The sequence below is a fragment of the Aquimarina mycalae genome (assembly GCF_029906345.1).
Classification (GTDB): Bacteria; Bacteroidota; Bacteroidia; order Flavobacteriales; family Flavobacteriaceae; genus Aquimarina.
Genome location: NZ_JARYGY010000005.1, coordinates 136,135 through 153,836 on the forward strand (window position 1 = coordinate 136,135; position 17,702 = coordinate 153,836).

Sequence of the window (17,702 nt, forward strand, 5' to 3'; positions counted from 1 at the left end):
AACAACAAACAAAAATATAATAATATTATTGTTTGTTGTAATTATTTTGAAAATGTAGATTAGACTAACACTCCCTCTTTTCTGGTTTGGTCTTCGTTATTCTTTATATCTATACTTTCAAAGGTAGAATTTTTAGAAATAAATTCTGGTACAATTTCTTTAAGTTTGCCAACAATTTGATGATCTTGATTAAATAGATTCATAATACAAAGATCTTCTATTTTATCTTTTACTAAATGACAGTCCGTATCATCAAACTTACTTATCATAATTTTTTTATGATATGTTGGTAATGTATTCTCAGTATCAGCCAAAAGTTCTTCATATAATTTCTCTCCTGGTCTTAGACCTGTAATTTCTATATCAATATCATTAGGGTAATTCAATCCTGATAATCTGATCATTTTTTTAGCCAGATCAAATATTTTAACTGATTCACCCATATCAAAAATAAAGATCTCTCCTCCATTCCCCATCGTTCCTGCTTCAATCACCAATTGAGAAGCTTCTGGTATAGTCATAAAGAAACGGGTTACATCTTTATGCGTAACCGTTAATGGTCCTCCTTTTTCTATTTGTTTTTTAAATAAAGGAATTACAGAACCATTAGATCCAAGTACATTACCAAACCTTGTTGTAATAAATTTAGTCTTGCTAGTTTTATGCAAGCATTTTATATACATTTCTGCAACTCTTTTGGTTGCACCCATTACATTTGTTGGGTTTACCGCTTTATCAGTAGAAACAAACACAAATTTATCTACTCCATATTCTGATGATAAATCCGCTAATTTTCTTGTCCCTAGTACATTTATTTTAATTGCTTCGCAAGGATTATTCTCCATTAATGGTACATGCTTGTAAGCGGCAGCATGAAATACCATATTAGGCTTAAATCTTTCGAAGATCGTTTCAATACGTTGATGATCTCTTATATCAGCTACAATTGGTGTAAAGTTGCTAACTCCTTTACTTAACAATTCTTGTTGAAGGTCATACAAAGGTGATTCTGCCTGATCTACCAACACCAAGTGCTTATAATTATAAAAAGAAGCTTGTCTTACAATTTCACTTCCAATAGATCCAGCTGCTCCCGTTATAAGAATAACCTTATCAAGCAGTTCTTTCTTTATATTTTGATTCTCCAAAGCAATTGGAGCTCTATCCAGTAAATCTTCAATCTGAATCTGTTTTATCTGAGAAACCTTTAGTTTACCATCAATCCAATCATTTATGGCTGGTATAATCTTTACTTTCACTGATAAATTAAGTAGTTTATCAGAAATTTCAGATAACCTTTGTTTATCAATATGCGGAATCGAAACAATAATCTCAGTAATATTATTTTTTGTAATATAACTTTGACTTATTGATTTTGAATTATATACATTAATTCCATTAATTGTTTTACCAATTTTCTGAGGATTATCATCTATAAAACCAACTACAGTAACTGATTTATGAGAATCATTGGTAACAGCTGCAAGCGTTATCAAACCAGAATCTCCAGCTCCATATATCATAATTCTTGAAGAGTCACCTAATTTAGACTTCACATAATGATAACAATATTTAAACACTAATCGACTAGTTGTGAGTGTTATAATATTTAATAAATAATGTACACAAATAATTGACACAGGAATATTAAGAAGTTCTGGTATCAACGATAACCTACTAGAGACCATTAAAGCACCACTTAATGATATCAGGACGGTCACTGCTAGAAAAAGGTTATATGCATCCCGCATTCCAGTATGTCTAACTACTCCTTTATAAGAACCTATTAGCAAGAAACTAACACCTGCTAATACCGCCATTACTGGCATTTGATATATTAAATTAGTGGTGTCAAAATTAAGTGTTATACCAAATCTAACCACATACGCCAAAAAGAAATTAAAAATAGTAATTGCAATATCAATAGATAATACAAGCCACTTAGACGCGTGTTTATGTGAATTATTAATTATGTAATCCTTAATCATCTCAATACATTTTTAATTACCGATACAATTCTAAATAAATCTTCTTTTTCAAGATTAGACCCGCTGGGTAGGCAAAGTCCTCGATCAAATAGGTCATCAGAAATTCCATTGAGGTACGCATCACAATCAGCAAAAACTGGTTGACGATGCATGGGTTTCCATAGTGGTCGGGATTCTATATTTTCTTTTGCTAATGTTAACCTTAAACCTTCTCTTAGTTCATAAGAAGTGGTCTCTATACAGGTAAGCCATCTATTAGAATGGAAACCTGCAGGTTCTTCTAAAAATTTAATTTCAGGAGAATTCCCTAAATTATTTTTATAAAAATTAAAGTTATTTCTTCTATTATTTACGTGTTTGTCTAATACTTCCATTTGGCCTCTTCCTATACCAGCAATGATATTGCTCATCCTATAATTATGACCAATTTCGGTATGTTCATAATGCGGAGCATTATCTCTGGCTTGAGTAGCAAGAAAAATAGCCTTTTCTTTAAGCTCAGGTTTTTTAGCAATCAATGCTCCTCCACCTGAGGTTGTAATTATTTTATTACCATTAAAAGATAGTATTGCTATATCTCCAAAAGTTCCGCACTTAACTCCGTGATACGAACTTCCTAATGATTCTGCACTATCTTCTAAAACTGGAATTTTGTATTCTGAAGCTATTTCATGAACAGCATCTACATTGTATGGCATCCCATATAAATGCACTGCTATAATAGCTTTAGGTTTTTTACCTTTTGAAATTCTATCTTTTATCGCGATTTCTAATTGTTCTGGACAGATATTCCAGGTTTGGGCTTCACTATCTATAAATATAGGTTTTGCTCCTAAGTACACTATTGGATTTGCCGAAGCAGCAAATGTCATACTTTGACATAATACTTCATCACCACGTGTAACACCTAAAAGTTTTAAACCTAAATGTAAAGCCGCTGTACCAGAACTAAGCGCTGCTACAAAATTGTTTTCGCCAAGATAATTTTCTATATCTTTTTCAAAACCGTCTACGTTAGGTCCCAAAGGTGCAACCCAATTCGTATCAAAAGCCTGTTTCACATAGCTTTGCTCCGTTCCTCCCATATGTGGTGAAGAAAGCCATATTCTCTTGGATTCTACTGCATTCATAATTTTCCCCATTAATAATGAACAATAATTTATCCCCGACAATTGTAACATACGTTGTTACATCTGTCGACATTCTTTTCATGACAATCTAATAAAATGTAAGGAAGAAGGGGGTAGCACTTCCAAAAATTGTATTTTACTCTTACTTGCTTTAACCAGCACTAAAATAGTTTAGTTTAATTTAATATCGTTAGAAAAATTAATTTTTTAGATGGAATACTTAAAAAATGCGTTTAAGAGCATAACTGCTTTCAAATAAATCATCAAACAAGGGGTTTACCGTAAGAAAAGTACTATGAAATCTGACAATTAGTACAAGTAAATACCTACAGAATCCTTGGTTTTGTTTAACCAATCATCTAAATACTATAATTTTTAACGTTTTTTAACTAACATTTACAAAAATACACTACCGTAATTTCCTACTACACCTCATTCAAAAAGAACACTACAATTATAATAGTAAAATCTGATGAAATCACTAGGATATTACCTATTAATTTATAGGTGTTTTTCCCCTTTGTCTGAATCAAAAAACAGCAGTTTCAGCATCTAGTAGTTAGGATTTATAAAAAAAAGACAATAATTCTTGATTTATTAAATTAAATACCTAAAATTTACAGGCTTCTAAAAAACAACAGAATTATATATTATTTAATTCTGATTCAATTAACTCCCTCGAATTTTATATTAATGTAATACATGTTATTTAATTCTTTAGACTTTTTTATTTTTCTTCCAGTAGTTTTTATTGCATACTGGTTCTTCTTTCGTAAAAACCTGAAACTTCAGAATATTTTTATTCTTGTTGCAAGTTATTTATTTTATGGGATGTGGGATTGGCGATTTTTGTTTCTTATTCTCGCAAGTACTACGGTAGATTACTTTGTTGGCCAATCCATTCATGCCAGCGACTCGAATAAAAAGAGAAAAATCTGGTTATGGGTTAGTGTTATTTTTAATATTGGCCTTCTAGGCTTTTTTAAATATTACAATTTCTTTATAGAATCCTGGGTAGATTTTGTCACAATTTTTGGATATGAACTACAAAGCTCATGGACATTACAAATCATACTCCCTGTTGGGATATCTTTTTATACTTTTCAGACAATGTCTTATTCTTTAGACATTTACTATAAAAGATTAGCTCCAACAAAAGATTTTATTTCATTTGCCACATTCGTTAGCTTTTTCCCACAATTGGTTGCTGGTCCAATTGAAAGAGCTTCTAATTTACTATCACAAATAACAACCAAAAGAACGTTTAACTATACCCAATGTACAGATGGATTAAAGTTAATTCTTTGGGGATTGTTCAAAAAAGTGGTGATCGCGGATTCGATTGCTCCAATAGTAGATGATATTTTCTTGAATTACAGTGATTATCCTGCTTCAACGTTAATACTAGGTGTTACATTATTTAGTTTTCAGGTTTACGGAGATTTTAGCGGATACTCGGATATTGCAATAGGAACCGCCAAATTATTTGGTATAGAACTCATGTCAAACTTTAAGTTTCCAAGTTTTTCAAGAAATGTTGCTGAATACTGGCAACGATGGCATGTATCTCTATCTACATGGTTTCGTCACTATGTATATATTCCTCTTGGAGGAAGTAGAGTTAGCAAACTAAAATCGGTAAGAAATATTTGCATTATCTTTTTAGTAAGTGGTTTTTGGCATGGAGCCAATTGGACGTTTATAGTTTGGGGTGCTATACACGCGCTTTTATATATTCCTGTTTTCTTATTGGGACGAAATCGTATTTATATGAATAATGTAGTAGCAGAACATAGTTGGTTTCCTTCTATAAAAGAGCTATTACAGATACTTCTTACATTTTCATTAGTAACGTTCTCCAGAGTATTTTTTAGATCAGAATCAATTACAGATGCTTTTGGATTTTTAACACAGATATACAATAATTTTAGTTTTGAAATATATGAGCATCCTTTAGGATATCGTATGATTGATTATTTTATTTTATTAGGAATTTTTATTCTTTATGAGTTTAGAATTAGAAGAGATGAACGATCCCCATTCAAATTCAAATCTAAAATCGTAAGGTTTATAGCCTACACTATCGTAATTTTATGTATGCTTTTATTCTTTGATGATAATATAGATAGATCTTTTATTTATTTCCAATTCTAGAACAACATCGATTATTAATAACATAAATACAATGAAAAAACTTATACTGAAGAGCGTTTTGTATGTATTTCTAATACTTATTTCATTAGAGCTATTAGTGCGAGTATTTCATTTAGGTAGAGATACTCCTACCCGATTTGTTGACAAAAACAAGGTAGAAAAATGGGTGCCTAATCAAAATGGATATGCCGTTACAGGTAACAGAAGGCAAAACTTCTCTGAATATCATATCAATAATTCTGGTTATAATTCATATCGAGAGTTTACTCCTAGCAAAGATAAAATTGAAATTGCGCTTGTGGGAGATTCATTTATACAAGGGTTTCATCAGGATTACTATAATTCAATTGGTAAAAAAATAGAAAATTCCTTAACTGGAATAGAGGTATATGAATATGGATATGCTGGATATGATTTTGCTGATCAACTGCACCTAACATACGCATATAAGGATCAGTTTGATGCAATAGATCATGTCATATTAGGGATCAAATTTTCGAATGATTTAACAAGGAATGAATACCATATTGTACATAGCCGTTTAGCATTGCAATCTCCTGTAAATAAACTTATAAGAAAAAGTAAATTACTTATATACTGTAATAGTATAGGAATTTTAGCGCCAATACAGAAACTAGGATATAAGATCATCAATCGTTTCAGGCCAGTACCAAAGAAAAAACAAATTAGTAAAGAGGAAGCTTTAAAAATTCAAGAAAAAAAAGAACTACAATATCTATCTAATTTTGAAAGCTTAGTTTCTAAATATGGATTTGACAAAGATCGCTTTACACTTTTGTTGGATGCAAATGCTACCAAACCTCTCTTTCTAGAATATTTGGATCAAAACAACTTTAATTATATTGATTTTTCTAAATCAATGGAAGCTACAGATCGTTCTACCACATTAATTTATGATCGACATTGGAACAATCACGGTAGAGATATAGTCGCTAAAATTATTGTTGAATATATCCATAAAAATAGGGTGCTCGAAGAATATTAATAAAGATTATAAGGTTATCTTTTGCATTTTTGACTGACCAAGAATTAAATAAGTCTTTGGCTCTTGGGAGATTTCTACTACTTTAACATTAGCAATATGATCTATACTTGTATATAAAAAATCGAACACTAATTTTCTAAGGAATGTATTAGGCTCGATAGTATAATCTACCAAGGTTCCCGAATCATCGTATCGTCTTTCTTCTATCGGAAATACTTTGGGCTCTAATACTGCCTGTTCATTATTCTCTTTTCTTTTGGCTTTATATTTTTTGTACCGAACATAAGCAGTTTTATACACAAACTCTTTTAACTGTACTTTTAAATATTCTATAGTACCTTTTACAAATCCAACAAAAGATTTCTTAGGGTAAATGATTTGATGTTCAAAATTATAAATATGATTACTCCACTCTCGTTTATAACTAAGATCACCCATTCCCATTTCATACGACTGATGATCATTAGCAATACACCAATCTAGTTTTTTGTATATTTCTACACTTCCTAAACTAAATTTGGAGTAATCTATATCATACGATGAAATAGCACTAAATAATTTACCACTAAAATGATGATTTAGAGATATTACAATAGGTATTCCATCTTCATATACTACAAATAAAGAGGCTCTTTTCTCATTAATCAAAGAAAAATACAGATTCTTGTAATGATCCCATCTCAAAAGACTTTGACTAACATCATTTCGTTGTTCAAATCTTTTAACTAGCATCTTTTCTAAAGAATCCATTAATGAAGTATACATTTCTTCTTCTATCGCTCCATAATATGTTTTATATGTTATAGAGAAACAAGATTCTAGTCTTTTAATTCTTCTACGAATACCTTTGGCATTACTTCTAAAACGTTTTTTGATATAAGCATCAGCACTGCTAAATCCTTGCAAAAAAATTGCGTATCCTTTAAAAAACTGACTTACTGTCTTAACGGTAAATTTTTCGTTATTTAATTCAGGTTTTAAATAATCCGGAATAAAGAAAACCGAGTAAACTTGATCCGCCTTATCTATGAGATTTTGATCGTAATCAGGATTCTGAATAGTATCCTTATTAATTGAAGAGTAGACCTTTGGAAACAGCTTTGGGATCGTTCCTTTTTCGAAAAGTTCAAAAAAGTAATCTATTTGTTCTTTTTTCATCTACTTAATCTGTAAAATGGGAAAAAATAATTCTTTAGATCTTCTTTCTCAATACTTCTATATTTTTCTTCATCAAAAGCTGTACATAATTCATCATACACCTTCTCATTTACTATTTTCCTACCAGTGCAAAAAACCACGTCTTTATCTTTTGGAAACAGTGATTTTTTGTTTTTATACAATCCATCACCATCCTTCATTCCTCCTCCTAGCACATAGTATTTCACATTATTATCGATCGCCCATTCGATTATTTTTACTCGTAAAAAATCATTAGGTCTATAGCTGAAATATTCTGCATTTGTGCCTCCTAGAAATGCAAAAATAGTATCCTGATAATTAATAATTAATTCGATTGAAATTGGGGTTCCTTCATAATACGCTATGGCAATTGAAAAGTTATTCAAATTTGATAATATCAAATTTTCAAAATATTCATTAGAGAAAAAATAAAGGCTATCGGCATTATTGCGATTCATGGTATTAACATAGATATCATTAAAAATGGTAATGACATCTCTAGTAATCTCCTGTTTATGAAACACTTTAAATTCTAAATTATAATTTACAGCTTTCCTATAATTGTTTCTAACTTTTGGCAAAAACGCCTTCCATTGATCTTCAAAATCACCTAGAAGATTGCCTTTTACATTTGCCAGTGATTCTATTAAAGTCCCAGAATAATTAGTAAAATTATTATTCAAACTAAAACGAATAAATTCTGTCACTACTCCATTCTCTAAATACCATTGATCCACATGTTTCCAAAACTGAATGACATCATCGGCAGATACATTCTCATTATATAAAGGTCCACTATAACCATATGGACTTACCACATCATAATAAGGCTGCGTTTTGCCCTTAATTTTTATTTCTCGATAAACAAAAGGCATCAAAACAATAGGAGTATCAGCATTTTCAAATAAAAAATATTTCAGTTTATCCGAATCTTTTTCAAAATGCTTAATATGCTCGCTAGAATAATAGACATTATTATTCCATTCTTTCTGAAGGAGTTCTTTATACTTTAGAATATCAGAACTATCATCAAGACTCCTTACTAATAGTTTATAATTTTGTTTCAATTGTACAAGCATTAATTAGAGATTGGAAATTTATTAGCTATTAAAAGGGGTTTTCTTTAATTCACTATTTTTTATGTAATAATCATTAATTTTTTGGGATAGCATTTTGGATAACCATATAATTCTTCCACAATGTTCTACATGCCAAACCGCTTTACCATCAAAAACATTTCCTGCTAGTAAAGGTCCTACAATATGTAAATTTTCGTATGATTCTAAAGAGTCATTAACAGCAAAACCAATTTTAGAATCATTGGGTTTACAATATCCTTTATCAATTAAATTTTTAAGTAATTCGGGAATATCAGCATTGGATAAATTAGTACTACCAATGCAATTAATTACAATATGAACTGTATCCTCAAGAGTTTTATTTACACCAGACTCGGTATCTAAAAATTCTAATTCATATTCGTTCTCACTATTTTCTTCGATATTACTAAATCTTCCTGCAATATGATCAAACCTACGTTCTTCTTTTAGTGCATCTATTGTTTTAGAATAATGAAAACCTGCGCAACGTTGTCTTCTTCCTATTTCGTTACCATAATAACAAGCAAATTTTGTAAGCTCTTCTTGATTTAGCTTACCCAATAATGTTCCAAAAGCTTTAGATATAATCTCTACAGTTGATGCTGCACCTAGATTAATCTGTTCTGCATAATCGAGATCTTTGAATGTTGCATCGGCAATTGTTTTAGCTGTTAAATTATCCTGATCCACTAAGGATTGTAGATTAAACGGTGTATATTCTTTTTGACGTTTCTTGTCAATAACAGCATCAGGCAGCAGTCCTTGCGTTGAAAGAAGCAAAAACTTATTTATATGTGAGCTTATTTCTTCAACATCATTTAATTTATATATCATTTCAAGACCACTTGCATTTGCCCCTACAATTAATACATTGGTTTTCTTAGTTTTTCTTTTATTTAAAAATCCTTTAATCCTTTCTAAAACTTGTTTTAATTCTGGTTTATAAGGATCGTTAATAAAAAGTATGTTGTTTTTTTCTACCAAACTTTCCTTTTTCCATAAATAATTCACTGGTAACGATCCTACAGAAAGAATAACCTTTTCTGAAGAAAGTACTTCTCCGTTTTTTAAACAAATTGTGTATGAATTCTCTACTTTTTCTAAATCAACTACTTCTTCAGCAGTATACTTAACATCTACTTTGCCACTGATTCTAAATTCTTCTAGTCTATTTTTAACCTTCTCATTAATATACCATCCAAAAAAACGACGAGGAATAAAAAGGTCTTCCCATTCATTATTTTCAATCCTATCTACATGTGTAGAAATCCAATCTAAGGCTAGTCTACCACCATCTTTTTCAAGCTCCTTAATCAGCCAGTTTTTATTATTATTAAGCCATTGTATAAACTTTCCTAACTCTGGTTCTGGTAAAAAGTTTTTTAATGATGTTATCAAGTGTACCGAAAACCCAGATCTTGATCCATAAGGTATACCAGTATGGAATTCTTGATATTTATCAATTATATTAATTTGGATTTTCTTCTGAGTTTCATTTTTTTCGATTTGATCTAAAAAATGTAAAATCGTAAAAGACGAAGAAATACCCGAGCCGATAAATGTAATATCTGATGATTTTGACATGGTATTGGATTGAATTTCTGGAATTTTCGTTTTTATAACCTTACCAGGATTACCAACTACTGTCGAATAATCTGGTACATCTTTTAACACCACTGATCCTGCACCAATCGTACACCACTTACCAATCTTCACTTTTGGTATTACTACCGCTCCTACTCCTACATGTGAACCTTCTCCAACCTCTACATGACCACATAAAGCTGCTTTAGGAGATACATGTGCATAATCACCAATTATATTATCATGATCTATACTTGCTCCTGTATTAACAATTACATGCTTACCAATTACAGTATTAGGTTGAATAATTGCTCCAGCAAAAACTACAGTTCCATCTCCTATTTTTGCACTCGAAGCGATGGTTGCAGAATGGTGTATTGCTTTTTCAAATTTAGATTTCAGAAAACTTGCAATTTCTGCTCTTTCAGAATTAATTCCGACTGCAATAATCACTGGATGTCCCTTATGTGGAAAGTCTGCTAAATTTTCACGTGCTCCAGAAGTCACATTTTTAGAAGCATAATGTCGCCCCGAAGGTTTATCATCAAAAGTTTCAGTTACTTCATAACCATTATCTTCTAATACTTCTCGTATGACTTGTGAATGTCCTCCAGCACCATAAATCCTTATTTTATTAGATTTTTCAGTTACTTTCATTTTGCTTAATTCTATAATTTAAGTTGATTGTGGTTTTGTTTAATTTTTTATGAATACATATTCAAATTAGCCATTTCCTTTCCATGCCTGCATTGTAATATTTTGGTTTGTATTCACCCCTTCTTTTTTTACTACTTTTAATATGGTTAAAAATAAAATTTTAACATCCAAGACAAAACTTAAATGCTCTACATACCATACATCATATTCGAACTTTTGGTTCCAACTGATTGCATTTCTACCTTTAACCTGTGCCCAACCTGTTATACCAGGCCTAACATCATGTCTTTTTTTCTGTATATCATTGTACAAAGGTAAATATTCAACTAATAAAGGTCTCGGACCTACCAAGCTCATATCTCCTTTGAGCACATTAATAAGTTGTAATACTTCATCAAGAGAGTATTTTCTTATAAACGCTCCCGCTTTAGTAATACGTGAAATATTATGTTCTTTATCTTTACTGTCTGATGATTTCAAATCAGACATTGTTTTAAATTTAATAATTTTAAATAGCTCTCCATTCTTTCCAGGTCTTAATTGTAAAAAGAAAGGTTCTCCTTTGTTTACCACAATTAAAACTAAAACAAGTATAAAAATAACAGGAAACAACAATAGGAGTCCCAAAAGAGAACATATAAAATCTAATAAACGTTTTATATACGGATTGTACATAATTATAAGTATACTTTTAATTTAGCTTAATTTCTAATATTTATTCTAAGTATTTGCATGAATTCTGATGAACTACATTTTATGATTTTTGCAAATAACTTTCTCCTTCTTTTATGGTTCGTATTTCTTTTCCAGGAACTCCATATACAAGTTTAAAATCAACAATGTTATTTAATATTAGAGATCCAGCTCCAATAATACAATGTCTACCTATCGTAACTCCCTGAATTACGTTTGCTCCTAAACATATTGCAGTACAAAAATCGATCTCTACATTACCTCCTATATTTACTCCAGGAGCAAGACTCGAAAAATCGCTCATGATGCCATCATGCCCGAAACTTGCATAGGTATTTATAATACAAAAATCTCCTACTACTGTATCTATATTAATTGTCGCCGATGCTAATATCACTGTACCTTTCCCTATTCTAACACTTGGACTAATAACCGCTGAAGGATGAATTACAGTAATAAATTCAAAATCTGGTACTAATTCTATTATTTTTCTATACATCAAGTGTCTAGTGAAATTATCTCCAATAGCAATAATTCCTTTGGTAATCCCTTGATTGGCTATCTCAGAAATTTCATCTTCTGTACCTAAAACCTCGTAACCACTTAGTTTTTGTCCTTTTGGTTTAAAAGAATCTATCAAACCATGAATTTCATAATTTTTATTTAATTCGATGGCTTCGATAATTACTTTAGCGTGACCCGATGCACCAATAACTAGAACTTTATTCATTCAGATTTTTTTTATAATTACTAACAAGTTAAATAATTATATAATGACGACTAATTTTGTTTCGATATATTTCCTTTTTTTACAAACTAACTTAAGAAGACATATTACAATAATATGTCACTATTTTTGAGCAAATTGGAGTTTTTTATGATGACAATTCAGACTGAATTGTATTAAGTAAGTCTCCTACATTATTCATGTTCATCAAGTCCATAAGCTTAAATTTTATATCAAATGCTTTCTCCACTTCTCCTATAATCATCATATGTGTTATTGACTCCCAACCATCTACATCATCTGCAGTGGTAGTATCATTAAGTTGAAAATTTTCATGTTCTAATACTGATACAAAGGACGCTTTTACTTTAGATAAAATTTCTTCTCTATTCATCAATTGGTTCTTTTAGTTGTTTAATGTATTTCAAAATATCTCTTCAATTCTTTTCTATTAACTTTCCCATTTATACTGTGTGGAAACTCTTTCACAAATCTAACGTGCATTGGTATCATATATGCTGGCATTTTAGCTTTCATATAATCAAAAATTTCCTCTGTATCAAATTCCTCTGATTCAATAGCCAATCCTAACTCCGCGTTTCCAAGACTGTTAGTGATATCAAGAGCTATCATGCTAACTTTTTTATCTGATTTTGTCATTGCATGAAATTCTATTTCTGCTAACTCTACGCGATATCCTCTAATTTTTACTTGAAAATCTGCTCTTCCGACATATAGAAAATCCCCTTCTTGGTCTTTGAAACAGAGATCTCCAGTTTTATAATATCTCACATTAATACCATTTTCTTTTCTGGTAAAAAAGCTTTGCGCATTTCGTTCTTCATTTTTCCAATACCCAGGTGTCACCTGCACACCTCCAAGACATAACTCTCCTGTAGTAAGCAAAGGTACTTCGTTATTATCTTCATCAACGATCAAATAAGATACTCCTTTTTGAGGGGTTCCAATTGCAATAATACCATTATGAGCTTTATGATTTGTATCTTTATGATAAGGATAAAAGCCACTATATACAGTAAATTCAGTTGGTCCGTAATAATTAAATATTTTACAATTAGGAAGACATTCACTCCATTCCTTGGCGATATCACTATGTAATGCTCCTCCTCCAAAGCTACAATATCTTACGTCGGGAGCATTTATTTCTGGAAAATACGGTCTTAGATAATTTATAATGGATGGAACCATCGTAAGAACAGTAAGTTTCTGTTCTTTGATTAATTTAAAAATATAGAAATACTTAATTGCTCCTTTAGGAATTGTATACATACAAGAACCAGCCAATAATGGAAACAAATAAGTAACTACAGAAAAATCAAATGTAAGTTCAAACATTTGAAGACATCGATCTGATGGAACCAAATTAAATTCAGGTTCTGCATCGACTGCATCTACCAATCCTTGAATGTTTTCAAAGGTAATGGGAACTCCTTTAGGTAACCCTGTAGTTCCTGAAGTAAATAAAATATATGCTATTTGATCACCTTGTAGTTCTTTTGGGGTCAAATTAATTTCTGTATCTTCAAGTAATGCAGAGGCAATCACTGTGTATTCATCATATACAGAAACCTCGGATGAATCGATGACATACTTAGCAGCGGTTAATTCAAAAACCTTTCTGTTTCTTTCTAACGGAACTTCTGGGTTTACAGGTACATATGCTTTCCCTTCTAACCACAAAGCCACTATACTAGCATAGGTTTGGATATCATCATTCGTAACAAGTCCTACTAATTTTTCTGATTCTTCAATAGTACTTTTAATTGCTAAACGAATTTTCGATATTTCGAGTGCAAAATCTCTATACGAATAAAATACTCCCTTTATGCAGAGTACATTATTATCTGGATGTTTCGCTATTGATTCTTGTATTTTTCTTACAAACTCCATATCATTAGGTTAATAAAAATGTCCGTCTCTATTTAACATATTCGCATTTTGAAAATCTAATTTCGTTTCATCATGAGATAACCCTTTTTTAGTGACCTTATGGGTAAAAATCACGCGATACTTTTTAGTGATACTATCTGATAATTTAGTATCATCTGTGAATATAAATTTTCGTTTGGTCTGGAAAAGATTCTCCATCAAGGCAGCAACACATATATCATAGTTTTTCTCCTCTTCTACCAGAAAATACTTGACATTAAATTCATTATAATTTATTACATAAGATACAAAGCCTATAATTTTATCATTCATCATTATTTTTAAATTATGAATATAAATGTTATTACTCGTACCAGTTTGTAGAGATTTATGTGGGTGCTTGGCTTGTATTGGGATCTGTGTATATTGTTTGCCGTCTATTTGCCAATTTACATATTCCTTTGTTTTATGTATAAGATCATTTTTACATAAAGGTTTTATAAATTCCCAGGTTTCGTCGTCAATCTGATTGATATAATCATATGTTAATTCTTTTGTCTTTTTCTTAAACTGAGATTTATTAATTGATTTTATAATCCAATAACTGAATTGATCAATTCCATCTAAGATAAATTTAAAAGATTTTAAAAAACGAAATCTACCAATAAGCATAGTTGCATCTAAACTGCAAAAAATAGTATGCCTTAATCTTGAGGTTATTACGGTAAAAGGTTGTTTTTCGTAAAAAGCAGTTACATTTTCTGCATAGGATTTAATGAGAACTTGTTTACCAGCCAGGTTTACAGCTTCATTGTATATATAGGTTCCTAATACTGTATTTTTATATGCACGATCCACCCACCACGAAATCATCCAATACACATTGTTTATTGCATTATCTCCGTTATTTAATAGATCTGGGAACATGAAAATGAATGATATCATTTTTTTATCTTCATAACCAATAACACCACAATAATCATCATCCTTTATTCGGTTGTTAGAAACAAGCCATAGTGCTTTACTTTTAGGTAATGGAGCAAGACCTTCTTTCCAATATGTATTTTGATCAATTGCTTCACTTAACATTTTTTTTGTTAAGCCAATTACTTCTAGATTTTTACTCATTTATTTACTTAACAAAACTAATTTGTACCATTAAAATATTCTGATGTTTGTAACGCCGATAGGTTAACATCTTCTTTTTTTACAACCTTTTTTAGTGTCATTCCAAATATCTTCATATCCAGCAGAAAATTACAATTCTCGACATACCATACATCATATTCGAACTTTTTTTTCCAAGTAATAGAATTTCTTCCATTAATTTGAGCCCAACCCGTAATTCCGGGTCTTACATTATGTCTTTTTTTCTGCACCTCGTTATATATAGGTAAATATTCAATTATTAATGGGCGAGGCCCTATTAATGACATATCTCCTTTTAACACATTAATCAATTGGGGAATTTCGTCTAATGATGTCTTTCTTACAAATGTCCCGACAGTTGTCATCCTATCTTTGTCTGGTAGCAAATTACCTTGTGTATCTTTAAGATCATTCATGGTTTTAAACTTAATGATTCTAAAAACCTTTTCTGATTTACCAGGTCTCTTCTGTATAAAAAAAGGCTTACCCCTATTTGCAACTGCAAGAAAAAGTGTCAATAAAATAAACACAGGCGAAATTGCTATCAACAAAATTAGTGATACACTAAAATCTAAAACCCTTTTAAACAGTAACTTATACACCTTTTTTAAAATTTAAAATAGTACTAAACGAAACTCATTTATTTGACCAGCAAATGTATAAACCATTTACTTAAAAGTGAAATAAAAGAATTACAAACTATACTATAATTATTGATAACACTAACAATAATTAAACATCCATATCACAATGACATAGATCAAATATAAATACATAAAATGAGGGGGAATCAATTACTATGCTTGGGCAACATAGATTATAATCCTACATAATGGATTATGAACAAATATACAATGTATAATTTAGATTATTAATCAATTTAGTTGACTTTTTTACATTAAGTTCTAAGAAAGCATAATGTATTATAATTGCTGATATTCTTTAAGCAATTCCTTCCAAACATGTTCTCTTTCATAATTCTTACATATCACTGTTCTTGCGTTATTCGAAAGCTGTTGTCTATAATCCTCATCAGCAATAAACTTATTCATAGACTCATACAATGCTTCTGCATCTTTTACTGGAATTATTGTACCATTTACGTTTTCTGTTACAATCTCATTACATCCATTAATATTGGTAACGATACTTGGCAATCCCATAGAACCTGCCTGCATCACAACATTAGGAAACCCTTCTCTATAACTGGGAAAAGTTAACGCATCTGATATCGCAAAATATGGTCTAACATCATGTTGCCAACCAACAGAAATAATATCTGGATTATTATCAATTTCTTTTTCTGTCTCTGGTAACAATGGATCTAGATCTTTTTCATAGGTACCAACCAACAATAATTTGGCATTATTATGCTGCGCTTGTATTTTTTTATAAGCTTTTACCAATTCATTGATTCCTTTATCTTTTACAAATCTTCCTACGAACACAAAAACAAAATCGTTTTGCATAATTCCTAATGACTCTCGTAACGCTACATTATCCTTTTCATCATATTTCATAGGATCAAAATGCGAAGTATCTATCCCATTAGAACTTCCATTCGCAATTACTTTTAATTTTTTTGGTTTGGTATATTTATTTTTGATAATAATATCATTAAGTCCAAAAGAATTAGGGTAAATCTTGGTGGCACAAGCATATGTTGCTTTTTCTACAGTATCCAACAATATTCTTTTTGCTCCTTTTGCTTCAAGAAGCGGTAACCCAGCAATGGTATGTAAACGATATGGTACTCCAGCTAATTTTGCCGCCAGCATGGATAACGTACCTGCTTTAGGAGTATGACTATGTACAATCTCAGGTTTTTCTTTTTTAAAAATCTTATACAGCTTATAGACAGCTTTTAAATCTTGTATCGGTGTTATTTTACGGGTCATCTCTACAGGTATAACTCTTACGCCTTCTTCTTCTGATATTTTTATTAATGCATCTCCTCCATTACCAGAAATACCTATTACATCATAATGTTGAGACATAAATTTCAACTGTCCCTTTAATAACTTACCTAATGAGATTGGAACAGTAGTGACACGAATAATTTTAGTCATTATTTTAGCTTAAATAAATGTATGTAGTTGCTTACCTTTAATTTCGTTGCAAATATAGATATATCCTCTTCTTTTTATAGTCAATATTATTTTATTGTAAGGTTTTTAATCTATTTACGATAAAACAACTATTATTAAAAAATAAATTATATTTTTCAATCATTAAAAATTGCCTAAAAGGAATATTATTTTTTGTAGGAAAAAACTTATAGTCGTGTAAGTAAAATCATATTTTTTCAATAATTATTATTTTTTTTGATTTAATTCTTATACGGTTCTTATAACACATTGTAGCAGTATCTATGTATTATTAGGAGTTTAGTGAATACAGTACCGTTCTTTTTCAGTAATTATTAATTTTAATTAATTTATAATA

14 protein-coding genes are annotated in these 17,702 nt (G+C 30.5%); 2 read left to right on the forward strand and 12 right to left on the reverse strand.

The features are described from left to right. Window positions 1-59 precede the first annotated feature (59 nt). Both QBK95_RS12995 and QBK95_RS13000 read right to left on the reverse strand, forming a co-directional pair. Window positions 60-1,988 carry a polysaccharide biosynthesis protein gene (locus QBK95_RS12995; protein ID WP_280934417.1) on the reverse strand — a complete coding sequence of 643 codons (1,929 nt, stop codon included), beginning with the start codon at window positions 1,986-1,988 and terminating at the stop codon, window positions 60-62. Further along, window positions 1,985-3,118, reverse strand: a complete 1,134-nt coding sequence (locus QBK95_RS13000) for a DegT/DnrJ/EryC1/StrS family aminotransferase (protein WP_280934419.1) — start codon at window positions 3,116-3,118, stop codon at window positions 1,985-1,987. The genes QBK95_RS12995 and QBK95_RS13000 overlap by 4 nt, the downstream gene beginning before the upstream one ends. A gap of 702 nt (window positions 3,119-3,820) precedes the next feature. On the opposite strand from QBK95_RS13000, the gene QBK95_RS13005 reads away from it, so the two are divergent. Together QBK95_RS13005 and QBK95_RS13010 are read left to right on the forward strand one after the other, a co-directional pair. Next, window positions 3,821-5,272 (forward strand): MBOAT family O-acyltransferase, encoded by a 1,452-nt coding sequence (locus QBK95_RS13005; protein ID WP_280934421.1) that lies wholly within the window; start codon window positions 3,821-3,823, stop codon window positions 5,270-5,272. Between the two features lie 31 nt (window positions 5,273-5,303). Continuing rightward, window positions 5,304-6,278, forward strand: coding sequence for a hypothetical protein (locus QBK95_RS13010; protein ID WP_280934423.1), 975 nt, complete (start codon window positions 5,304-5,306; stop codon window positions 6,276-6,278). 6 nt (window positions 6,279-6,284) lie between these two features. On the opposite strand, the gene QBK95_RS13015 is transcribed toward QBK95_RS13010, so the two are convergent. The 10 genes from QBK95_RS13015 to QBK95_RS13060 form a co-directional block, all read right to left on the reverse strand. Further along, window positions 6,285-7,436, reverse strand: coding sequence for a GNAT family N-acetyltransferase (locus tag QBK95_RS13015; RefSeq protein ID WP_280934426.1), 1,152 nt, complete (start codon window positions 7,434-7,436; stop codon window positions 6,285-6,287). After that, window positions 7,433-8,536 carry a GNAT family N-acetyltransferase gene (locus tag QBK95_RS13020; protein WP_280934428.1) on the reverse strand — a complete coding sequence of 368 codons (1,104 nt, stop codon included), beginning with the start codon at window positions 8,534-8,536 and terminating at the stop codon, window positions 7,433-7,435. The genes QBK95_RS13015 and QBK95_RS13020 overlap by 4 nt, the downstream gene beginning before the upstream one ends. Before the next feature lie 21 nt (window positions 8,537-8,557). Then, entirely contained in the window at window positions 8,558-10,798 is a 2,241-nt protein-coding gene (locus QBK95_RS13025; RefSeq protein ID WP_280934430.1) for a NeuD/PglB/VioB family sugar acetyltransferase, read from the reverse strand. 66 nt (window positions 10,799-10,864) lie between these two features. Next, window positions 10,865-11,473, reverse strand: a complete 609-nt coding sequence (locus QBK95_RS13030; RefSeq protein ID WP_280934433.1) for a sugar transferase — start codon at window positions 11,471-11,473, stop codon at window positions 10,865-10,867. 79 nt (window positions 11,474-11,552) lie between these two features. Continuing rightward, window positions 11,553-12,221, reverse strand: a complete 669-nt coding sequence (locus tag QBK95_RS13035) for an acetyltransferase (RefSeq protein WP_280934435.1) — start codon at window positions 12,219-12,221, stop codon at window positions 11,553-11,555. A 145-nt stretch (window positions 12,222-12,366) separates the two neighbouring features. Beyond that, window positions 12,367-12,612: an acyl carrier protein gene (locus tag QBK95_RS13040; RefSeq protein WP_280934437.1), complete on the reverse strand. Its 246-nt coding sequence runs from the start codon at window positions 12,610-12,612 to the stop codon at window positions 12,367-12,369. 20 nt (window positions 12,613-12,632) lie between these two features. Beyond that, the gene (locus tag QBK95_RS13045; RefSeq protein WP_280934440.1) at window positions 12,633-14,129 is read right to left on the reverse strand and encodes an AMP-binding protein; all 1,497 of its coding nucleotides are present in this window, start codon (window positions 14,127-14,129) and stop codon (window positions 12,633-12,635) included. Window positions 14,130-14,138: 9 nt separating this feature from the next. Next, window positions 14,139-15,236 (reverse strand): hypothetical protein, encoded by a 1,098-nt coding sequence (locus QBK95_RS13050; protein ID WP_280934442.1) that lies wholly within the window; start codon window positions 15,234-15,236, stop codon window positions 14,139-14,141. A 17-nt stretch (window positions 15,237-15,253) separates the two neighbouring features. After that, entirely contained in the window at window positions 15,254-15,859 is a 606-nt protein-coding gene (locus QBK95_RS13055; RefSeq protein WP_280934444.1) for a sugar transferase, read from the reverse strand. 321 nt (window positions 15,860-16,180) lie between these two features. After that, a complete protein-coding gene (locus QBK95_RS13060) occupies window positions 16,181-17,326 on the reverse strand; it encodes a glycosyltransferase family 4 protein (protein WP_280934446.1) in 1,146 nt (381 codons plus the stop codon). Window positions 17,327-17,702 lie beyond the last annotated feature (376 nt).

What these genes read in the sequence shown, in the direction of transcription:
- QBK95_RS13040 (WP_280934437.1), bottom strand. Translation starts at nt 12,612, where the DNA reads ATGAATAGAGAAGAAATTTTATCTAAAGTAAAAGCGTCCTTTGTATCA.
- QBK95_RS13045 (WP_280934440.1), bottom strand. Translation starts at nt 14,129, where the DNA reads ATGGAGTTTGTAAGAAAAATACAAGAATCAATAGCGAAACATCCAGAT.
- QBK95_RS13025 (WP_280934430.1), bottom strand. Translation starts at nt 10,798, where the DNA reads ATGAAAGTAACTGAAAAATCTAATAAAATAAGGATTTATGGTGCTGGA.
- QBK95_RS13020 (WP_280934428.1), bottom strand. Translation starts at nt 8,536, where the DNA reads ATGCTTGTACAATTGAAACAAAATTATAAACTATTAGTAAGGAGTCTT.
- QBK95_RS13010 (WP_280934423.1), top strand. Translation starts at nt 5,304, where the DNA reads ATGAAAAAACTTATACTGAAGAGCGTTTTGTATGTATTTCTAATACTT.
- QBK95_RS13035 (WP_280934435.1), bottom strand. Translation starts at nt 12,221, where the DNA reads ATGAATAAAGTTCTAGTTATTGGTGCATCGGGTCACGCTAAAGTAATT.
- QBK95_RS13060 (WP_280934446.1), bottom strand. Translation starts at nt 17,326, where the DNA reads ATGACTAAAATTATTCGTGTCACTACTGTTCCAATCTCATTAGGTAAG.
- QBK95_RS13030 (WP_280934433.1), bottom strand. Translation starts at nt 11,473, where the DNA reads ATGTACAATCCGTATATAAAACGTTTATTAGATTTTATATGTTCTCTT.
- QBK95_RS13000 (WP_280934419.1), bottom strand. Translation starts at nt 3,118, where the DNA reads ATGAATGCAGTAGAATCCAAGAGAATATGGCTTTCTTCACCACATATG.
- QBK95_RS13005 (WP_280934421.1), top strand. Translation starts at nt 3,821, where the DNA reads ATGTTATTTAATTCTTTAGACTTTTTTATTTTTCTTCCAGTAGTTTTT.
- QBK95_RS13015 (WP_280934426.1), bottom strand. Translation starts at nt 7,436, where the DNA reads ATGAAAAAAGAACAAATAGATTACTTTTTTGAACTTTTCGAAAAAGGA.
- QBK95_RS12995 (WP_280934417.1), bottom strand. Translation starts at nt 1,988, where the DNA reads ATGATTAAGGATTACATAATTAATAATTCACATAAACACGCGTCTAAG.
- QBK95_RS13050 (WP_280934442.1), bottom strand. Translation starts at nt 15,236, where the DNA reads ATGAGTAAAAATCTAGAAGTAATTGGCTTAACAAAAAAAATGTTAAGT.